The organism is Mucilaginibacter sp. Mucisp86, assembly GCF_047324315.1.
GTDB lineage: Bacteria > Bacteroidota > Bacteroidia > Sphingobacteriales > Sphingobacteriaceae > Mucilaginibacter.
On the sequence record NZ_CP168503.1, the window covers coordinates 4,367,982 to 4,387,073 of the forward strand.

19 protein-coding genes and 1 tRNA gene are annotated in these 19,092 nt (G+C 41.5%); 9 read left to right on the plus strand and 11 right to left on the minus strand.

From position 1 onward, the window contains the following. Positions 1-42: 42 nt before the first annotated feature. Positions 43-2,652 carry a DNA translocase FtsK 4TM domain-containing protein gene (locus ACEN9X_RS18605; RefSeq protein ID WP_413666542.1) on the minus strand — a complete coding sequence of 870 codons (2,610 nt, stop codon included), beginning with the start codon at positions 2,650-2,652 and terminating at the stop codon, positions 43-45. 272 nt (positions 2,653-2,924) lie between these two features. On the opposite strand from ACEN9X_RS18605, the gene ACEN9X_RS18610 reads away from it, so the two are divergent. Beyond that, the gene (locus ACEN9X_RS18610; protein WP_413666543.1) at positions 2,925-3,572 is read left to right on the plus strand and encodes an ankyrin repeat domain-containing protein; all 648 of its coding nucleotides are present in this window, start codon (positions 2,925-2,927) and stop codon (positions 3,570-3,572) included. A gap of 128 nt (positions 3,573-3,700) precedes the next feature. After that, the gene (locus tag ACEN9X_RS18615; RefSeq protein ID WP_413666544.1) at positions 3,701-4,684 is read left to right on the plus strand and encodes a GlxA family transcriptional regulator; all 984 of its coding nucleotides are present in this window, start codon (positions 3,701-3,703) and stop codon (positions 4,682-4,684) included. A gap of 329 nt (positions 4,685-5,013) precedes the next feature. Here the strand turns inward: ACEN9X_RS18615 and ACEN9X_RS18620 are convergent, their stop codons facing one another. Then, complete coding sequence (locus tag ACEN9X_RS18620) at positions 5,014-6,060, minus strand: sterol desaturase family protein (protein ID WP_413666545.1); 1,047 nt, start codon at positions 6,058-6,060, stop codon at positions 5,014-5,016. Between the two features lie 227 nt (positions 6,061-6,287). On the opposite strand from ACEN9X_RS18620, the gene ACEN9X_RS18625 reads away from it, so the two are divergent. Then, positions 6,288-6,884, plus strand: coding sequence for a DUF998 domain-containing protein (locus ACEN9X_RS18625; protein ID WP_413666546.1), 597 nt, complete (start codon positions 6,288-6,290; stop codon positions 6,882-6,884). A 24-nt stretch (positions 6,885-6,908) separates the two neighbouring features. Next, entirely contained in the window at positions 6,909-7,268 is a 360-nt protein-coding gene (locus ACEN9X_RS18630; RefSeq protein ID WP_413666547.1) for a hypothetical protein, read from the plus strand. Positions 7,269-7,386: 118 nt separating this feature from the next. Here ACEN9X_RS18630 and ACEN9X_RS18635 read toward each other — a convergent pair whose 3' ends face one another. Further along, positions 7,387-7,809 carry a hypothetical protein gene (locus ACEN9X_RS18635; protein WP_413666548.1) on the minus strand — a complete coding sequence of 141 codons (423 nt, stop codon included), beginning with the start codon at positions 7,807-7,809 and terminating at the stop codon, positions 7,387-7,389. Positions 7,810-7,927: 118 nt separating this feature from the next. Between ACEN9X_RS18635 and purU the strand changes: the two genes are divergently transcribed. Both purU and ACEN9X_RS18645 read left to right on the plus strand, forming a co-directional pair. Next, positions 7,928-8,752: a formyltetrahydrofolate deformylase gene (gene purU, locus ACEN9X_RS18640; protein ID WP_413666549.1), complete on the plus strand. Its 825-nt coding sequence runs from the start codon at positions 7,928-7,930 to the stop codon at positions 8,750-8,752. A 95-nt stretch (positions 8,753-8,847) separates the two neighbouring features. Beyond that, entirely contained in the window at positions 8,848-9,729 is an 882-nt protein-coding gene (locus tag ACEN9X_RS18645) for an endonuclease/exonuclease/phosphatase family protein (protein WP_413666550.1), read from the plus strand. A 52-nt stretch (positions 9,730-9,781) separates the two neighbouring features. On the opposite strand, the gene ACEN9X_RS18650 is transcribed toward ACEN9X_RS18645, so the two are convergent. Both ACEN9X_RS18650 and ACEN9X_RS18655 read right to left on the minus strand, forming a co-directional pair. Beyond that, a complete protein-coding gene (locus ACEN9X_RS18650) occupies positions 9,782-11,242 on the minus strand; it encodes a glycoside hydrolase family 30 protein (RefSeq protein ID WP_413666551.1) in 1,461 nt (486 codons plus the stop codon). Between the two features lie 279 nt (positions 11,243-11,521). Beyond that, a complete protein-coding gene (locus tag ACEN9X_RS18655; protein WP_413666552.1) occupies positions 11,522-11,824 on the minus strand; it encodes a chorismate mutase in 303 nt (100 codons plus the stop codon). A 245-nt stretch (positions 11,825-12,069) separates the two neighbouring features. On the opposite strand from ACEN9X_RS18655, the gene ACEN9X_RS18660 reads away from it, so the two are divergent. Then, positions 12,070-13,113, plus strand: coding sequence for a quinone-dependent dihydroorotate dehydrogenase (locus ACEN9X_RS18660; RefSeq protein ID WP_413666553.1), 1,044 nt, complete (start codon positions 12,070-12,072; stop codon positions 13,111-13,113). 356 nt (positions 13,114-13,469) lie between these two features. On the opposite strand, the gene ACEN9X_RS18665 is transcribed toward ACEN9X_RS18660, so the two are convergent. The 4 genes from ACEN9X_RS18665 to ACEN9X_RS18680 all read right to left on the minus strand — a co-directional run bounded on the left by ACEN9X_RS18665 (position 13,470) and on the right by ACEN9X_RS18680 (position 14,911). After that, positions 13,470-13,676 (minus strand): hypothetical protein, encoded by a 207-nt coding sequence (locus tag ACEN9X_RS18665; RefSeq protein ID WP_413666554.1) that lies wholly within the window; start codon positions 13,674-13,676, stop codon positions 13,470-13,472. A gap of 163 nt (positions 13,677-13,839) precedes the next feature. Beyond that, positions 13,840-14,013 (minus strand): spore protein, encoded by a 174-nt coding sequence (locus ACEN9X_RS18670; RefSeq protein ID WP_090527770.1) that lies wholly within the window; start codon positions 14,011-14,013, stop codon positions 13,840-13,842. Positions 14,014-14,044: 31 nt separating this feature from the next. Further along, positions 14,045-14,115, minus strand: a tRNA-Cys gene (locus ACEN9X_RS18675). Between the two features lie 46 nt (positions 14,116-14,161). Beyond that, positions 14,162-14,911, minus strand: coding sequence for a TrmH family RNA methyltransferase (locus ACEN9X_RS18680; RefSeq protein WP_413666555.1), 750 nt, complete (start codon positions 14,909-14,911; stop codon positions 14,162-14,164). On the opposite strand from ACEN9X_RS18680, the gene ACEN9X_RS18685 reads away from it, so the two are divergent. Continuing rightward, complete coding sequence (locus tag ACEN9X_RS18685) at positions 14,902-17,262, plus strand: BamA/TamA family outer membrane protein (RefSeq protein WP_413666556.1); 2,361 nt, start codon at positions 14,902-14,904, stop codon at positions 17,260-17,262. The genes ACEN9X_RS18680 and ACEN9X_RS18685 overlap by 10 nt on opposite strands. A gap of 160 nt (positions 17,263-17,422) precedes the next feature. Here ACEN9X_RS18685 and ACEN9X_RS18690 read toward each other — a convergent pair whose 3' ends face one another. Continuing rightward, a complete protein-coding gene (locus tag ACEN9X_RS18690) occupies positions 17,423-17,956 on the minus strand; it encodes a hypothetical protein (RefSeq protein WP_413666557.1) in 534 nt (177 codons plus the stop codon). A gap of 66 nt (positions 17,957-18,022) precedes the next feature. Next, positions 18,023-18,520, minus strand: coding sequence for a TspO/MBR family protein (locus tag ACEN9X_RS18695; RefSeq protein WP_413666558.1), 498 nt, complete (start codon positions 18,518-18,520; stop codon positions 18,023-18,025). Positions 18,521-18,678: 158 nt separating this feature from the next. Between ACEN9X_RS18695 and ACEN9X_RS18700 the strand changes: the two genes are divergently transcribed. After that, positions 18,679-19,038, plus strand: a complete 360-nt coding sequence (locus ACEN9X_RS18700; RefSeq protein ID WP_413666559.1) for a hypothetical protein — start codon at positions 18,679-18,681, stop codon at positions 19,036-19,038. Positions 19,039-19,092: the final 54 nt, after the last annotated feature.

A 19,092-nucleotide genomic window follows, 5' to 3' on the forward strand; every position in this document is an offset into this window, starting at 1 on the left:
TATTAATAGTTATTGGATTAGAGTAATTAAATTTTGCTTGGTTTAATCTTTAATCGGTTTTTGCAGTGTTTCGAGGTAGCGTTCAAGGCTGTATTCGTCGGGATAAAGTACATCGCGGGCTTTGCTGCCTTCAAACGGGCCTACAATTCCGGCTGCTTCCAACTGGTCAATAATCCGACCGGCGCGGTTATAACCCAGTTTCATTTTGCGCTGAATAAGCGATGTTGAACCCTGCTGATGCAGTACAATTAAACGGGCAGCTTCCTCAAACATCGGGTCACGATCATCAGGATCGTATTCTTTGGCTCCGCTGCTGGCTTCACCTTCACCCACATATTCGGGCAGGTACATGGCCGATGGATAACCTTTTTGGTTGCCGATAAAATCAGATATAGCTTCAACCTCAGGAGTATCCACAAAGGCGCACTGCAAACGGATCAAATCGCTGCCGGTCGAGAATAACATGTCCCCGCGACCGATCAGCTGATCGGCCCCACCGGCATCAAGGATAGTACGTGAGTCGATTTTGGAGAGCACCCTGAATGCCAGTCTCGACGGGAAGTTGGCTTTAATAGTACCGGTAATAATATTCACTGAAGGACGTTGTGTGGCAATAACCAGGTGGATTCCCACCGCACGGGCCAGCTGCGCGATACGGGCAATAGGCATTTCTACCTCTTTACCGGCGGTCATCATCAAATCGGCAAACTCGTCAATCACCAAAACTATAAACGGGAGGTAGCGGTGTTTTTCCGGATCGCTGATTTTGCGGTTAACAAATTTGGCGTTATACTCTTTCAGGTTACGTACCTGTGCATCTTTAAGCAGGTCATAACGCTGGTCCATCTCAATACAAAGCGAATTGAGGGTGTTTACTACCTTCTTAGTATCGGTGATAATGGCATCGCCGTCATCAGGCAGTTTAGCCAAAAAGTGCCTTTCTATCTTACGGAAGAGTGTAAGTTCCACCTTTTTAGGATCGACCAATACAAACTTAAGCTCGGCAGGGTGTTTTTTGTATAACAGGGATACCAATATGGCATTAATACCAACCGATTTACCCTGGCCGGTAGCACCGGCAACGAGTAAGTGCGGCATCTTGGCCAAATCGGCAATAAATACCTCGTTTGATATGGTTTTGCCTAAAGCGATAGGCAGGTCCATGGTAGTATTCTGGTATTTTTCTGTCGATAGGATAGAGCGCATCGAAACCATTTCAGGGTTCTGGTTAGGCACTTCAATACCGATGGTACCCTTGCCCGGCATAGGCGCAATGATACGGATTCCCAAGGCTGCTAAGCTTAGTGCGATATCATCCTCCAGGTTTTTGATCTTGCTGATCCTCACACCGGGAGCAGGAATGATCTCATACAGGGTAACTGTCGGGCCGATGGTGGCCTTAATCTTATCGATCTCGATATTATAGTGGTTCAGCGTTTCAACAATTTTGTTTTTATTGGCTTCCAGCTCTTCGGCATTAACAGAGATCTTGTTTGAACCATGGTTTTCCAGTAACTCTATATGTGGTAATTTGTACGAGGCCAGATCAAGTTTATGGTCATAAACGCCAAATTTGCTTAACAGGTCATCCTGTTTTGCTTCATCAGCCTGCTCAACGCTTAGTTCGGGCAGGGGCCTGTTGGTATCAATGGTAAGTGGAATTTCTTCTTCCTCTTCCGGTTCGTGTTTAATTGTATTTTCAGGGCGTAAAACCACCGGTTCATGATATTCGGGCATTTGCTCCATAGGCGGTTGCCGTAAAGGATCCGGTCTAAAAGGCTCCTGAACCATTGGCTCGGGCATGATACTGCTTACATGGGTCTCGCGGATCTTGTTATTGCCCCGCGGCCATTCAAGAGGAGTAGATGGCTCTTCGTCTATCAGTTCAACCGGTTCAGGTGCTATCTCAGCAACTTCCATAGCCGCAACTGTACGTTTTTTACGCTGGGGGATTTTAAAGTCGATATTGTAAGCTATTACCAAAACGGTAAGTGCTAAAAACACCAGCAGGCCGCCGGTACCGGCTTCGCCTATTTGTGCAGCGAGTAAACGGTTGGTCCAAAAACCAAAACCACCTTCAAAATAGTGCGGATAATCAATTATAAATGAGTGAAAATAAGCTATTGCTACAGAAATAAAAACAATGCTAAATAAGGAATAAGCCAGGGTTTTACGGATAGAAAATAATCTCGCTTTAAAAAGCAGGCGGTATCCTACAACAAAAAACACAAAAACAAATATGAATGAGGCAATGCCAAACCACTCGTAAATAAACTGGTTTGATAATAATGCGCCAAACTTGCCCAGCCAGTTTTGCGCCCTGATGGTTGGATCGCTCAGGTCGGCAATTTCATGAACTGTGGTGCCTGTAGACAGGTTGTGCCAGCCTCCGTTTGTTTTGGAAATATAGCTTTGATCTTCCTGCCATGTAAACAGGTATGATGTAAAAGCGATAAGGAAAAAAATAGATAATAACAGCGAAAACAAACCTGCTATTTTTACGGCCTTGCTGTTTTCATAGTCAAAGTCAAAACTGGGCAGTTTAGGTAATTTCCTGCCTTTCGCCCGTTCCTGTTCGGCCCTGCCGGTTTGGCGTGGCTGATTTTCTCCCTTGAAATTATTTGATCTAAACTGATTTCCTTTTGCCGGCATCCTGATGTAACAAACGTTTATGTGCAAACTTACGTAAAATTTCACCTATGTAAACTTTGCAGTTATCACCGGTAAATATTTTATATAAGATTCATTAGCCCGCCAAAAATTACAGGCCGAATGAATATAAAGTTAACAGATTATATAACTTATTGGTAACATTTTTAATTTTTTAGTATAATTGAAAAACAACATTTACCCGCAGTATAAAACGTACATTTAACAAAGTAAATATAACGCCCGCGTAAGTAAACGCTTTACTTAATTAAGTAATGAGCATAGAAAGACTGGAAGAATACATTGCATCGGCCGATTTAGATAGCATTAATACCCTGCTTGGCCGTGATCCCGCCCTGGCTACCCAAAAAACAAGCCTTAAGGTATCGCCGCTTATGCTTTCGTGCTATTATAAAAAGCCTGAGGTTACTAACTTATTGTTAAATTATGTGAGCGATATCAGCTTATTTGAAGCTGCTGCTGCCGGTAAATTTGATGCTGTTGCACACCTGGTTGGTATCAACCCTAACTCGCTTGATGATTATGCTGATGATGGCTTTACAGCGCTTGGGCTTGCATGCTATTTCGGGCAGTTTGATGTAGCACGTTACCTGGTGTTGAAAGGCGCAAGTGTTAATTTGCAATCAAATAATGGTTTTAACGTGTTTCCCATTCATTCGGCGGCGGCGGGAAATTATACCGATATAGCCCGGATGCTGATTGAAAACGGTGCCAAAGTGAATGTGGTGCAGCAAGCCGGTGCCACGCCACTGCATTCGGCCGCGCAAAACGGCAACCTGGAGCTGATCATTTTACTGTTGGAAAGCGGTGCTGAAGTTTTTACCCGAATGGAAGGCGGCAAACTCCCTGCCGATCTGGCCCGCGAAAAAGGCTTTGAAGAAATAGCCGAGATCTTGAGTTGATGTTTAAACGCTTAATTTTAAACTGGTTAAGTGATAGCTTTTTAACGCCGATTAACGTTTTTTGAGGCTTATTGCATGTTTTTGTGCCTGGTGCTTTTATATATTTGTAATAACCTGAATTATAACAAATGAAAGAAATAGCGCTGCTTATTCACGAAGACATCAATCTTTCAACCATATCGGGCGTGTTGGATATGGTGAGGCATACTAACCGTTTTTTAGTAGAAAGCGGCAAAGCCGAAGCTTTTAGCGTAATGCTTGTAGGCGAAAAAATAAACAATAACCTGCTTTATTTTCCTGCACAGTTTACCGGTTTTAAAACCATTGATGAGATCAATAATATCGACCTGGTAATAGCTCCTGCATTTTATGGTCCGCCCGATTTGGTGATGCGTAAAAACAAAAACCTGATAGATTTTATAAGAAATATGTACGATAAAGGCGCCGAAGTAGCGAGCCTTTGCTTTGGCAGCTACTTTTTGGCCGAAGCTGGCGTGCTTAACGGTAAACCCTGTACCACCCATTGGGTTGCTGTTGATGATATGAAACGGCGTTACCCCAAAGTGGAAATTTTACCAGATATGGTGACAACCGATAAAGACGGTACATATACCAGTGGCGGAGCTTTTTCAAGTATGAACCTGGTACTATACCTCATTGAAAAGTATTGTGGCAGGGATACCGGCATTTGGGCCAGTAAAATGTTTTCGCTGGATATTGACCGTACCAGTCAGGCGCATTTTAAGGTATTTGAAGGGCAGCACCAGCATGAAGACCAGGAAATTATGCGTTCACAATTGTTTATCGAAAATAATTATCATCTGCCTATTTCGGTAGAGGAGATTGCGGGGCAAACCAATATGAGTAAGCGTAATTTCATTCGGCGGTTTAAAAGCGCTACGCAAAATACGCCGATGGAATACCTGCAAAAAGTAAAGATCGAATCGGTAAAGAAAGGGTTGGAGAAAACTAATTTCAATATCAGTGAGCTGATGTATAAAGTTGGGTATAACGATTTAAAAACATTCAGAAAGATCTTTAAACGGATAACAGGATTAACCCCGCAGGATTACCGGAGTAAGTACTGCCGAAGGGCGGTGCTGGAGAATTGATGCGGGAATAACTATATGTCATTGAGGAACGAAGCAATCGCATGCTATGCAGGACGGATATGCTTCCGTGCGGTTGCCACGCTATTGCTTATAATGACGCGATTGTAAGTTGTTGATTATTAGGTGTGTTTTTTGAGTGAGTTTTATAATATGGGCGTTGCCTGCGGCCCGGGCTGTACGCTCATACTGCACAGGCATTAGCCACAGGCCGGTACCCGCTCCCATCCCTAACGCAGCCCAGCGCACCATCTCTAAAAAACATCTTGCACGTCATTACGATTTTTTTCAGGATTTCCCTGATGGTTACTCGAATGACATGATTTAATTAGTTAGACCACTTCTTCCTTTTTTTCTTGCTTAATGGCCTTCTTCTCCTGCTCGTCTTTATCCTCCCCAAGCGACTCAAAATAAGCCTTTTTTACCACTGTTGTCATTTTATGATCGCCGGTATGGCTCCATCCGGGAGGCATTATAATGTACAGGAATTTGTTTTTTATACCCGGTGCTTTGCTTACATCTTTAGCCAATGCTATGATCTCGCCAAAATAAGCATCCAAAAAGCTGTTTTTAATCATCGGGCGACTGATGCCGTATTCAATTGGGATCTTTCGGTCTTCATTTTGGAAGGTGCCGAAAACCTTGTCCCATATAGGCAGTAGGTTACAAAAATTGGTATCCATATATAATGGATTACGGGCATGGTGCACCCTGTGATGCGATGGTGTGAGCACTATTTTGTTCAGGAAGCCAAGGCGTCCATCTTCAACAAGGTTTTCACCAATGTGAATCATTGATCCCCAGAAACCATCTATAAACATGATTACGAACAGCATTGGCGGGTTTACACCCAACAGGATGCAAATACTGGTACGAATCAGATCGGCATAAGGAGCTTCGAGAAAAAAATGGGCGAAAGTAACCGAGAGGTTCATGCTTTCGGGCGCATGATGGGTTGAGTGCAGGCACCACAAGATCCTGACTTTATGCGCGAGATAGTGATACCAGAAATGGGCAAACTCCCATACAATATAACCGTAAATAAACCAGTACCAGGTAAACGTGGTTTTAAAAATGGCAAACTTCGAAAAGAAGCCGATACAAAATCCCACCATAGCAATAGAGAGCACACTGCCTATAAAAGCATTTAACACGTATGTCCAAAAGGAGATCTTATAATGGATCACCTTAAATTTTTTATAAAAAGCACCCCTGATGATCTCAAATACCAGCAATACAGGCAGCATAGGACCTAATAGGGCCGTAATACCATCATAAGTGAGCAGCTTGCCATAATCCCCCGACTTAATGATATCATATAACCCGCCAAGGCCGAAAAATCCTGTAATGTGGTCGTAAATCGCTTTTAAAAAATCCATATTGAAATAAGTTAACCGGTAAAAGGTTTTATTCAAATTTAGGTATTTTTTATTTGTATGTATGTAGGTACATGCTGTTTTTTGAAAAATATTACTCCCATAATCTGGTCGATCTAATTTCTCCAAAAAATAATTATAAAAAATATAGTACTATGTATTGTATAGTACCATGTTTAATATTAACTTTGTTTTAATCGAAGGGAAAAACAATTAAAGCATTATTAAAAATGGATACGAAGCCGCTGTTATACACAGGTATTATTATTCCCATTGTATTTTGGTTTTCAACCATTATTTGTGGTTTTGTGCACGGTAATTACAATCATATCAGCAATACGATCAGCGAACTGGGCGCTATCGGTACCAAATCAGAAACGCTGATGGAAACTTTTACTATGCTTACCACGGTGCTCAGTGTATTTTTTATGGCAGGCTTGTTCATAGCATGCAACCAGTTGCAGCTTAACATTTTGCCGGTTTTTGGGGTGATAGGTTTCCCGATCATGTTTGGCTGGGCAGCTATCTTTCATTCGGGCAATCCGCTGCATTCGGCTTCAGGGCCGGTGTTTTTGTTGCTGTATGTGGGGGCTTTGCTGGCTGTTATTTTATGGAGGGGAGAAGAGTTCAGGCAAATCAGAAAACTATCACTATTGAGCCTGTGTATTATGCTGCTCATCTTCATCCGCTTTATTCCGTCGGCTACTATTCAAAACAATTATACCGGGCTTATTCAAAGGTTTGCCCACCTGGGCTGGTCGGTTTGGTTTATGTCATTGGGTAGTTGTTTGATAAAACTTCTTAAAACAAAGAACAACATCAATTAAATAATCATCATTAAAAATAACAACATGAAAAAATTAGGTTACGTATTGGTTGTCATAGGTGTGATAGCACTGTTAGATGCCTGCCATATAGGTGGAAGACATACCGTTATTGTTGAAAATGCTAATGGCAAAGAAAGGCGGATTGAATACCGTGGGCATGTATTTTTTACGGCGGATAGTTCTGGCATCAGCCGCATCTCACCAAATGGTGAGGTGAAATATAAAAACGACGACTTTGAAATAACTGCCGAGAGCGATTATAATGGTCACATTACTTACCGGTTTAATGACGGCGAAAAGAAAAAGGAATTAAATAGTGATGAGAAGGTTTCATTAGCAAAGGCCGTACGGGATATGATGAGGGTAGGGCATAATAATAAATAATGTATTCAATAATTTATTGGATTATGCGGGTGAACAGCATAGCAGGCTGAGACTTACGAAGTTTTTAAAACTTCGTAAGTCTGGGTTCTTTACAAACGAAGCCGTGAATGACCGCTATTTATTTCGTCCGCACGTACACATCATTATATCCATCTGCTATATAGATATCGTACAGGTAAAGGCTATCGTTCCTGATAAGGTAGGAAACCGGGCGTGTATCAAGCGCGGGGCCTGATATCGATAATATATCCACTGTTTGGGTAGGACTGTATTTATAATCCTTGATAGTACGGAAATTGCCGCCGATCTGCAATGAATCATTTTTGAACCTTTTGAAACTGCTGTCTGCATGAAATTCGTTACGAATAGAATAGCCACTGCTTTGCGGTGTAATGGTAAAGCCGCCAATGCCACCAACTGATTTTACCCAGCGCCATTTGCCAACTATACTGCTGCTGCCCGGGCCAGGCAGGTTGCCTTTATTGCAGGCGGTGATACTACATAATAAAATTGCTGAAGCTACTAACAGGAAATTTTTCATAATTGTGGGTTTATAGGATACGTTACGATACACCACTTAGCTTTGCTACAATAGATTGTAAAATAATTTAGAGGAATACGTGTTGCATATTCAACAAAATTCTTTGTATCATTAAAGCATGATTATTGTAATACAGTGTAAAGACAAGGTGGGCCTTGTGGCAGCTATATCTGCAACATTAGCCAAACATCTGCTTAATATAGTTTCCATGCGTGAGCATGTTGATCATAACGAAAATGTGTTTTTTACGCGTCTGGAAATTGAAGATGGAGACGATACCGGTCTTGAAGATTCATTACGAAAAATATTGCCCGAAGGGGCCTACATCGCTGTAAATCCGGAGCCGGTAAAGAAAGTTGTTGTATTGGCTACTAAAGAGTATCATTGCCTGAGTGATATCCTGATCCGCAATCATTTTAATACCCTGGGGGCAAGTGTACAATGTGTTATAGCCAATCATGCTAAACTCCAGAATATTTGCGAACGCTTTGATATTCCTTTTTATCATATCAGCCATGAGCAGGTAGATAAAGCGCAATTTGAGGAACAGATAATTGCTGCCATTAAACAGTATGCGCCCGATTACGTGGTACTGGCTAAATTTATGCGAATCCTCTCGCCCCGGTTTGTTGCTGAATTTCCGATGAAGATCATTAATATCCATCATTCATTTTTGCCGGCATTTATAGGCGCCAACCCCTATAAACAGGCTTTTGAGCGGGGCGTGAAATTGATAGGGGCAACGGCACACTATGTATCAAATGAATTGGATGAAGGCCCGATCATAGCCCAGCAGATAGTGCCGGTAAACCACTCTTATAGCTGGACAGATATGGTAAAGGCCGGCCAGGAAGTTGAAACCGCCGTATTGGCCAAAGCCCTGAAGCTGGTATTTGAAGATAGGGTGTTTGTGTATAAGAACAAGACAGTAGTGTTTGGGTAGAAGTTCAGTGGCTGAGGCGAGGCTTCTTATATTATTTAACATTTGCCTTTACTTTTGTTTATTTGCCTTAGTCAACTTTACCTAAATTTCTATTTATGAAAAAACTATTTTCTTTTTTGCTGTTAGTTATGCTATCTGTATCGGCAAGCTATGCACAGCATCAGCTTATTATTGCAACCTATAATTTACGTAACGACAACAGTACCAACGATGATTCGGTACGCGGCAATGGCTGGAAACAGCGCCTGCCGGTTATAACACAACTTATCAGGTTTCATGACTGGGATATCTTTGGCACACAGGAAGGATTGGTACACCAGCTCAATGGCTTAAAGCAGGCTATGCCCCAGTATGCCTACACCGGTATTGGTCGTGATGACGGTAAAACGGCTGGTGAGTTTTCAGCTATCTTTTATAAAAAGGATAAATTTAAACTGCTGAAACATGGCGATTTCTGGATGGCCCCGGTTACTGATAAGCCCAACAAAGGCTGGGATGCAGCACTGCCAAGAATCTGCTCATGGGGATATTTCCAGGAGATAAAAACAGGCTATAAGTTTTATTACTTTAACCTCCATATGGATCATATAGGCGTTGTTGCCCGCCGCGAAAGTGCTAAGCTGGTACTGAAAAAGGTGAAAGAATTCGGTGGTAGTTCGCCAACTATATTATCAGGCGATTTTAATGTTGATCAAACATCGGATAGCTATGCCGTAATTAACAATTCGGGAGTTTTAAAAGACAGCTACGAGTTATCGCCCATAAAATATGCTACCAATGGTACTTTTAATGATTTTGACGCTAACGATAAAACCACAGGCCGTATCGACCATATTTTTGTAACCGGGGATTTTACAGTGAAGCGGTACGGAATATTGACAGACACCTACAGGGCTAAGGTTAAGGGTTCGGACAAATACGAGGCTAAGGAGCCAAGCGACCATTTCCCGGTAATGATAATGGTGGATCATAAATGACCCACCATACCAGAGATTTAGTTGATTGATTAACTAAAGATTTTTATAAAAATTACTTCACAATAAGTGTAGCAATTGAATGCGGCAGGGCAGTAGTGTTTGCTGCTTTTCCTTTTATCCAAAGGCTGTAATCTATTTTTTCGTCGGTTTTGTTCATCACCACTATGGCCAGTGAGCCATCAGTATTTTGGTAAGCGGTTGTTAAGAGCTTGTCCCTGCTGGCCACGGCACTGATACGTTTAGCACCCGGGTGGATATATTTTGAGAAATGACCGATGTAATAATATGAGCTGGTGTAGATGAGGCTTCCGTTACGCAAATCGGCATGTACAGGTGCAAAGCAGAAATTACCAACGTGATTTGGTCCGCCTTTTTCGTCAAGTAATACGTTCCAGTCGGTCCAGGCTACGGTACCTGCGTTAAAGTCGTTGATCATAGATAAACCGTAACGTTCGCCAAGCGACCAGTCATTGATCTTGTTGAAATCAAATTTTTCGATACAACCTTCTGTAAATACCAAGTTTTTGTCGGGGAATGATTCATGTGTTTTGCGGGTAGCTTCAAAATTTTGACCAGCACCTGTCCATGTTTCATACCAGTGGAAACCAATGCCCCAAATGTATTTAGCAGCAGCAGGGTCTTCCAAAATAGTGCTGGCGCGTTGGTAAAGCAAATCGCGGTTGTGGTCCCAAACTATCAGTTTTTTACTTGCCAGACCTTGTTTTTGTAAAGTTGGGCCTAAAAAGTTCTTTACAAAATCACGCTCTTCTTCGGCTGTATACATACATGATTCCCATGTTTGTTTGGCCATCGGTTCGTTTTGTACCGAAAGGCCCCAAATAGGGATGCCTTCTTTTTCATACGCGCGAACAAATTTTACGTAGAAGTTGGCCCAGCTTTGATCGAACTCTTTTTTAAGCTTACCACCGTGCAATACGTCATTATTATCTTTCATGAAAGCGGGCGGGCTCCATGGCGATGCAAACAGCGTTAATTTACCACCGGCTGCTGCAGTAGCCGCTTTGATAAAAGGGATGCGGTAGGTTTTATCATGACTGATATCAAAGGTTTTTAGTTCCTTATCTCCATTTTTTATGTAGCTATAACTATCGCTTGAGAAATCGCAGCTTTGAATATTAGTACGGCCAAAAGAGTAACCAATACCTCTGGCTTTATCGTAGTAGGCGGTTAAAAATTCCTTTTGTTTATCCTTAGGTAGTTTGGCAAAGGTTTCGGCTGATGCATCTGTAAGCGCTCCGCCAATTCCAATCATGGTTTGGAACGTTTTTGCCGGATCAATAAATACTGCTACCTCTGTTTCGGCAGGTTGTGGTTTGTCGGCAAATTTCAGCGTTTCGGTTTCTTTGAACTTATAACCGGCGTTTTGCTCAGATACAATCACTTTTACGGATTTACCTGCCGCCGAATATGGTGCTTTACCCTGGGCGCTGACAAAGCCAGCCTTTAATAATCCGCCTGCTATGAAACAGGCAATTAAATACTTTTTTTGCATGAGTTTAATTAAATAGGCTTACCGGTTTGGTTACGAGCCTGGACTGTGGCTAACCGGAGTTTCCAAATTTATTAAACTTAATTAAAAAAAAGCAAAAAGCCTAACATAAATTATCGTCATTTTTACTGTTGTAAAGCAAAATGATACGCATTAATACCAATGATTTTTTGTTTTTAATTTATTGATTATTAATTAGTTGTAATTGTTTTTATTCTAAAGCTGCAAGTGAATTTGATGCGCTAAAATGCATTGAAAATTATAGTGTATTTTTTACACCGGCTATTGCTTTTGCGCCTTGATTTCTTCTTCAATACGCAGGCTTTCTTTATGTATGGCATTCATGAGTTCGGTAATGAATGTTGCTGATAGGCCTTCCTGTTTTCCGGCTTCGATTGTTTTTTCTAAAACCTGTTTAAAGCGATCGGCCTGGAGGGCGGGGATATTGTTTTTTGCTTTATAGATACCTATCTCTTTTACCACCCGTTCGCGTTCGCCAAGTAAGGCTATAAGCTTTTTATCGATAGAATCAATTTTGATCCGGTTGATTTGCAGTGTTGGGTCGCTGGCAGGAGTTTGGTTCATAGGTGTGGATTGCGCGTTAGCTGAGCTGTACCGTAACAAACACACTAAAAATAATATAAAAGCGCGGTTAAACAATTTCATAGGGTAATTTTTGAGGTGAATTTAGGGAATTAACCGGGTTGTTAATGGATTGTTTGAAGATTGGTATAGAGTTGCTTCACATATCACGGGATCAAAGCGATATACATTAGGCTGATAGCACCTGTATGTTGTCGACCATTACAAAAATGTACTAACTTCGCGGCATGTATCAGCTCGTAAAACCCATCCTGTTTAAGTTCGATCCCGAAAATGTGCATTATTTTGTTACCCGCAATCTGAAACGTTTTAACCGTTTTCCGGGCGGAGCGTCATTAAGTAAAGCCCTGTGGAACGTAGAAGGCTCAAAACTTGAGCGCGAAGTATTCGGGCTTAAATTCAGGAACCCGGTTGGCCTTGCTGCGGGTTTTGATAAAAACGCCGAGATGATGGGCGAAATGGCCAACCTTGGTTTTGGTTTTGTTGAAATTGGTACAGTTACACCACTGCCGCAGCCCGGTAATGATAAGCCGCGTATGTTTCGTCTGCCGGCAGATGGTGCCCTTATTAACCGTATGGGCTTTAACAATTTTGGTGTGGATATCGCTGCCGAGCGAATTGCCGCCTTCAGACGGGATCCTAAAAACGCCAATAGAGGTTTGATTATCGGTGGTAACATCGGTAAAAATAAGGTTACCCCTAATGAGGATGCCGTAAGTGATTATATCAAATGTTTTGACCGCCTGTTTGATGTAGTTGATTATTTTGTGGTGAACGTAAGCTCGCCCAATACGCCTGGTCTGCGCGCGCTGCAGGAAAAGGGGCCTTTAATGGAAATCCTGAACACCCTACAGCAACGCAATAATAAAAATGGTATCAGCAGACCCATTCTCTTAAAAATAGCACCTGATTTGACCGACTCGCAGCTGGATGATATTGTAGATATTGTACAGCAAACAGGTATAGCCGGGGTGATTGCCACCAATACCACTATCAGCAGGGAAAATTTATCATCGCCATTAAAAGAGGAAACCGGCGGACTGAGCGGCAAACCACTTACTAAACGTTCAACCGAAGTAATAGCTTATCTGCACAAAAAATCAAACGGTTCATTCCCAATTATTGGGGTAGGGGGCATTCATTCTGCCGAAGATGCCATTGAAAAGCTGAATGCAGGTGCATCATTGGTACAGCTTTATACTGGTTTTATTTATGAAGGGCCGGGATTGATTGGCAGGATCAATAAGAAACTTCTGAACCATGATTTTTAGGATTTAAAGATTGTCAGGATTTTTCTTTTCGCTCCCCGTTTCCGTGTCCTCACGGAAACGCCAATGTTTTGAACCATGATTTTTAGGATTTAAGGATTGCCCTGAAATAAACATTTTAACGTTACCTTCCCCCGTTTCCGTGTCCTCACGGAAACACCAGTGTTTGTCCGTGCCTATAAAGTATATCCCATCCCTGCATGCGTGCAACCGTGAGGACACGGTCGCCGGGAGGAGGATTTTTTTTCTAAATCAAAATCAAAAGAATTCTCTGATTATGGGGTTTTTAAAGGTCTGATAGATTTTTTTTAATGTCTGTCAATTTGTATGTGGGTTATGGGCTTAGGTATAGAAAATGATCAAGCTCTGCGAAATATTTTATTTGTAAATATCTTGATAAGGCAAAATAAGCCCGCCACGCTCATCACGCCGCCTAAACAAAACATAAACGATCCAAGGCCCGGACCAAAGATAGGTTCGGTATAAGCCAAACCGGCAATAACTGCGCCTACTAAATACAATCCAATGGCGAATAATGCTTTATATCTTGCTTTCCATTTTTTCATTATCGAATATATGGAATATTGCCCTCAATGTATATTCACAAACCTCGAATACAAATCGGTAAAAATATCAAGCTAATCCTCAAATCCTAAAAATCATGGTTCAAAAAAAAGTCCCGCCGGTGCCGGCAGGACTTTAAGTTTTTTCTTCCGAAGAAGGAGAGAATTATTTGCCTAATGCGATATCTAAAGCTGCATTGTTTTTAGCTATCTGGCTGTGTTTTGACTCAGCAGAACGGCTTCCGTATTCCAGGTTAGTAGCCAGTTTAAGGAACTGAACTTCCAAGCGTGAAAAAGTTTTATTTCTCCTGTCTTTTCTTTTTAAACGAGTAACGCCCATTGTCTTGTATTTTAAATATTTTTTAACCCTGAGGTCGGAAGCGGATTCGAACCGCTGTAAAAGGTTTTGCAGACCTCTGCCTAGCCACTCGGCCATCCGACCCTTTTTTAAGGACTGCAAAGATAGTAAATATTTTCAGCGAGCAAATTTATTTGAACGAATTTCTTTTAATTTCTGAACATAATATCGCCGTGGCTATAGCTACGTTTAACGATTCGGCGTGACCTATTCGCGGGATAGTTACTTTTTTATTTATTAATGCCTGTATTTCAGGGCGCAAGCCATTACCTTCGTTACCCATAGCCAATAGCCCTTCATTACTGAAATTGGTGCTGTATATATTTTCGCCATCAAGCATTGCACCAAATAAAGGGAGCTTTATTTGTGGGAGAGTGATCAATAAGTCACTGTAATGCACGTTTACCCTCGCTAATGAGCCCATAGTGGCCTGCACAACCTTGGGATTGTAAACATCAACGGTATCATCTGAGCAAATAATATCGGTGATGCCAAACCAGTCTGCCGTGCGGATAATAGTGCCCATGTTACCGGGATCCTGCACGCCATCAAGCACCAGCGAAAATTTGTTTTTTAACGAGTTGTAATTTAATGCGGGCCATTTTGGTATTTTAACCAAACCAATTACCTCCTGCGGGGTTTTCAAACTGCTGATCTTTTCAAGATCGGAAGATGAAATTTCCTGAAAATTTATTTTTCGGGATAAATTCAGCATTTTTGGAGCAATTTCGGCGGTATGGTATATAGTATCAACCTGGTATGCAGTATTTACAAATTCAATAACCGATTTGTAACCCTCAACCAAAAACAAGCCATGCTCTCTACGGAATTTTTTTTGTTGTAAGGACTTTAATAAACTGATCTGTGATTTTGAAAGCATATACTAAACCTGCTGTTTACCGCCTTACAATATTAAGTATTTTACTGATTATTATCGGTTCGGGCTGCAGTATTACCCGCGGTATCCGTAAAGACCAGGCGCTCGTGCGTAAAATTACTATTAAAGGTATTGACGAAGAATTTGCCGAAGCAGCTGTAAATTATGTAGATAAGGAACAGCAACCCAATAACTGGCTCAATTTGCAATTGTACTATACTTTTAGCAATAAGGGGAAAAAAAATATTGGCGAAGCGCCTGTTGTTGTAGATAGCAACCTGATTGAGTACTCCCGGGTACAAATGGAAAAATATATTCGTAGCCGTGGTTATCTTAAAGCGAAAGTTGCTGATAGCGTGATCATAAAAAAGCAAAAAGCCGAGTTGGTTTTTACAGCCAATGAAGGCCCCATGTTCCGCATTCGCAAGTTTACCGATAGTATTGCCGACAATAACGTTAAGGGGTTGTATAATGGTAACCGCAACAGGATTTCACACATACAACCGGGAGGCAGGTTTGATACCGATAGTTTGGCTTACGATCGGGATCAGCTTTACTTGCTGATGAAGCATAATGGCTATTACGATTTCTACAGGCAGTACATCAATTTTACCTACGACTCCACCTTTAACAGCAGTGTGGTTGATGTGAAAATGATTATCGATAACCCGGCTGGTAAAACACAGCATCCGGTTTATACCATCAACAATACATTAATTACGATATCTAACAGTCAGGGACGTACTAACGGTAAGGCCGACACTATACAGGTTGACTCGCAATTCAGGTTTGTTGATTACTCAAAAAGGTTTAAGCCCAGAGTTGTAACCGATTATGTTTTTCAGAAGAAGGGCGAAATTTATGATATTGATAAGCAAACACGAACTACAACACGCTTATCTGAGCTAAATGTATTCAGGAACGTACCTAACCCTGTTTACGAAAAATTGAAGGATAGCTCCAACAGGCTCAACACAAGGATAGATATTGTGCCCCTGAAACGCATGAGCGACCGTGTTGAGGGCGAGGTGCTTTTTAGTGGGGGGCGCTTTGGCTATAACGTGGGCAATACTTTTACCGACAGGAATTTGTTTAAACAGGCCGCCATATTACAGTTAAAGGTTAACTGGAGCATCCTTTTTGATAATGGTAACAGCGTTGGTAATGATCATAGCAGTATTCAAAACCAGGAATTCAGGGTAGGTGCACAGCTTACGTATCCGCGTCTTTTGCTACCATTTAAATTTCCTTTCCTTGGTAAATTCGCAGTTCCGCATACCACGTTTTCGTCAAATTACTCTTTGTTTTTTCAAAAGGACCTGGTTAAACGTGAAAGCTTTATCAACTCCCTCACCTACGATTTTTTTGATACACCCTATAAATCACATACCATTACGCCTATCAACATTGAGTTTTCGAGAGGTGTAATTGATCCGGCTGCTAAGGCTGCGCTGCTTGCCCAAAATAGGTACTCCTATGTTTACCTTATCGGGCGTACCGTTTTTACATCAGGCAGCCAATACACCTACCAGGTTAACGCTATAAAGCTTAACGGTTATGAAAACTTTACCTATTTCCGCGGCAGTTTAGATATTGGGGGGAATTTCCTTAACCTGGTGAGCAATCTCACAAACGCACCTAAAGATACGCTCGGGCAGCATAAGCTTTTCGGATATACTTTTGCACAGTATACCAAAGTTGAACTTGATACCCGCATTTACCGGAACTTTGGTGGCGAAAAACAATTTGTTTTCCGCATTAATCCTGGTATAGGTATTCCGTACGGTAACAGTAACCAACTTATTTTTGAAAAGAACTTTTATGCGGGTGGTGCTAATGATATCAGGGCCTGGCTGCCGCGCACATTAGGTCCGGGACAATTTAACCGGGGTACCTATTATGGTACTGATGTTAATACCCGCGCGCGTCTGAAATATCTCGATCAGTTTGGTGAGATCAAGTTTATAACCAACGCCGAATACCGGTACCTGTTGGCAAATAACTTTTTTGGCGCAAAGCTAAAAGGTGCACTTTTTGTTGATGCCGGCAACGTATGGCGTTTGCACGACGAGCCCGATAACCCCAACGGACAGTTTAAACTAAACAACTTTTTAAGTTCGACGGCGGTAGGCATTGGTACCGGGTTGAGGTTTGATTTAAGTTTCTTCGTGTTCAGGCTTGATGCTGCCTTTAAACTTAAAGACCCTCAATTCAGCGGATCTGACCAGTGGGTGTTGATTAACCATGCCGGCGAACTGTTCAATAAAGGCTCGTTTAAAAAAGCATATGAAGCAGCCAATGGCGAAGGTTACAATTTTATGCAGCTGAACTTTGGTATTGGGTTACCTTTTTAAGATTTTAGAGGTTAAAGGCGAAAGGTAGCTGAAACTTTTGCGTCATACATATATGCTTAGATGTAATTTTCGTTTTTTCGCCTTTATTTCATTTTACAGGCCTTTTAGTTTTAACGTTAGAAAACCTTTAACCTTTCGCCTTTTAGCTTTCACCTTCTTTCTAAAACATATTCTTCAAGCCGTCAATAATGCTTTCAAAAAAGGTGGGGATGCTTAAGCCGTTATGGTAGTTGAAATACAGGAAGATACAAAAGATAACTACGGCAATAATAATGAACCGCTTAAACATGTAAGCCAGCAATACCAGCAACAGTGGTATAGCTATCAACAGTACCCAGCTGATATGGAAAGGGCTTAATTTACTGTCATGCTTGTATATATAGTATAGTATGGCATGTGTGCCGCTATCATTCATGTGTTTAGCATACAGGAAGCTCGAGCGATCGAGTTTGTGGCGATAAAAGGCTGTACCTTTATCAAACTTAAGTTCTTCGGTAAAGCCGTTCATTACAAAGGTGAAAACACCGTTTACGTTTTCCTGTATTACACCTGCGGTATCGGTTGCAACTACGGCAACTTCATCAACTGCAAAGGGGTTTTCTTTAATTACAAAATGGTTTATAGCAGTTTTATCGGCAAATGCAAAGCTGTGTGCCGCTGCAATAAGGCAAAAAATAAGTAAAAGTTTTTTCATGGTTTGATACAAAGCTTCATTATCGATGCTGTAATTATCTGCAATAAAAATAGTGTTTTTTATGGGCTATCGGTTAAGGAAATAAATACTAGCATTAAGTACACCGGCAAAGCTTACCCATAATAAATAGGGTACAAGCAACCATGCAGCAGTACGGTTAAATTTACTAAACCAGTTAATGTTTACTACAATGCTGAACCACAGTAAAATGATCACAATCATGGCTCCGGCTACCTGATGCATGCCGAAGAAAACTATCGACCACGAAAAATTTAAAATAAGCTGAATGAAATATACCGAACGCGCAATGATATAAACGGGCTTACGGCTGCGGTGTTTCCATACAAGATAAGCGGCGGTTGCTATCATGATATAAATTACGGTCCATACCGGCGCAAATAACCAGGGTGGTGGATTAAATGACGGCTTTTTAAGTGTGCTGTACCAGCCGGCAATTTCGGGCCGGGTTACCAGTGAGGCAACAAAGCCAATAAATAATACAATGAGCAGGCTGACGAGGTAGGGCAAAAATTGAAAACGTTTGGTAGATGCGGCTATGGACATAATGTTATTTGAACCTTTAAAAGAAGCATAAGTTTTATTGCGAACGAATAATCATTAAAACTAAATAAAATGAACATTACTATTAGTTAAAGCAACCGTTTTGCAATAAATACACAACGCTTAGGTGGTATTAACAGTTAAATGTTAGTTTAGCCTATATGATAAAAGCCTACAGGTTGTATACCGGCGATGACGGTCACTCGCATATAGAAAAAGGAATGGTTGAATTAGGTCCGCTTAATGAAGCGTTGACCATCAGGTTTCAGGAATCGGAACCGCATGCATTTTATGATTATCATAATGCCCCAACTAATCAGTATGTAATAACCCTTACCGGTACCCTTGAATTTGAAACCTATCCCGGCGAAAAATTTATATTACACCCCGGCGAGATCCTGATAGCCCAGGATACAACCGGTACGGCCCACAAATGGCGCCTGATTGATAACGAGCCCTGGAAACGGGTTTATGTTACCTTTGATTCGGCAAAGCCGATAAATTTTGTGGCAGATCAATAAGAATTGCCGCGGCAATTGTGGATGCACGTAATATTCCTTTTACAAATGCTGATA

Coding starts and splice junctions, on each gene's coding strand:
- ACEN9X_RS18690 (WP_413666557.1), bottom strand. CDS start 17,956: ATGAAAAAACTTTTACTTATTTTTTGCCTTATTGCAGCGGCACACAGC.
- ACEN9X_RS18625 (WP_413666546.1), top strand. CDS start 6,288: ATGGATACGAAGCCGCTGTTATACACAGGTATTATTATTCCCATTGTA.
- ACEN9X_RS18650 (WP_413666551.1), bottom strand. CDS start 11,242: ATGCAAAAAAAGTATTTAATTGCCTGTTTCATAGCAGGCGGATTATTA.
- ACEN9X_RS18620 (WP_413666545.1), bottom strand. CDS start 6,060: ATGGATTTTTTAAAAGCGATTTACGACCACATTACAGGATTTTTCGGC.
- ACEN9X_RS18660 (WP_413666553.1), top strand. CDS start 12,070: ATGTATCAGCTCGTAAAACCCATCCTGTTTAAGTTCGATCCCGAAAAT.
- ACEN9X_RS18605 (WP_413666542.1), bottom strand. CDS start 2,652: ATGCCGGCAAAAGGAAATCAGTTTAGATCAAATAATTTCAAGGGAGAA.
- ACEN9X_RS18655 (WP_413666552.1), bottom strand. CDS start 11,824: ATGAACCAAACTCCTGCCAGCGACCCAACACTGCAAATCAACCGGATC.
- ACEN9X_RS18610 (WP_413666543.1), top strand. CDS start 2,925: ATGAGCATAGAAAGACTGGAAGAATACATTGCATCGGCCGATTTAGAT.
- ACEN9X_RS18665 (WP_413666554.1), bottom strand. CDS start 13,676: ATGAAAAAATGGAAAGCAAGATATAAAGCATTATTCGCCATTGGATTG.
- purU (WP_413666549.1), top strand. CDS start 7,928: ATGATTATTGTAATACAGTGTAAAGACAAGGTGGGCCTTGTGGCAGCT.
- ACEN9X_RS18615 (WP_413666544.1), top strand. CDS start 3,701: ATGAAAGAAATAGCGCTGCTTATTCACGAAGACATCAATCTTTCAACC.
- ACEN9X_RS18670 (WP_090527770.1), bottom strand. CDS start 14,013: ATGGGCGTTACTCGTTTAAAAAGAAAAGACAGGAGAAATAAAACTTTT.
- ACEN9X_RS18700 (WP_413666559.1), top strand. CDS start 18,679: ATGATAAAAGCCTACAGGTTGTATACCGGCGATGACGGTCACTCGCAT.
- ACEN9X_RS18645 (WP_413666550.1), top strand. CDS start 8,848: ATGAAAAAACTATTTTCTTTTTTGCTGTTAGTTATGCTATCTGTATCG.
- ACEN9X_RS18695 (WP_413666558.1), bottom strand. CDS start 18,520: ATGTCCATAGCCGCATCTACCAAACGTTTTCAATTTTTGCCCTACCTC.
- ACEN9X_RS18635 (WP_413666548.1), bottom strand. CDS start 7,809: ATGAAAAATTTCCTGTTAGTAGCTTCAGCAATTTTATTATGTAGTATC.
- ACEN9X_RS18680 (WP_413666555.1), bottom strand. CDS start 14,911: ATGCTTTCAAAATCACAGATCAGTTTATTAAAGTCCTTACAACAAAAA.
- ACEN9X_RS18630 (WP_413666547.1), top strand. CDS start 6,909: ATGAAAAAATTAGGTTACGTATTGGTTGTCATAGGTGTGATAGCACTG.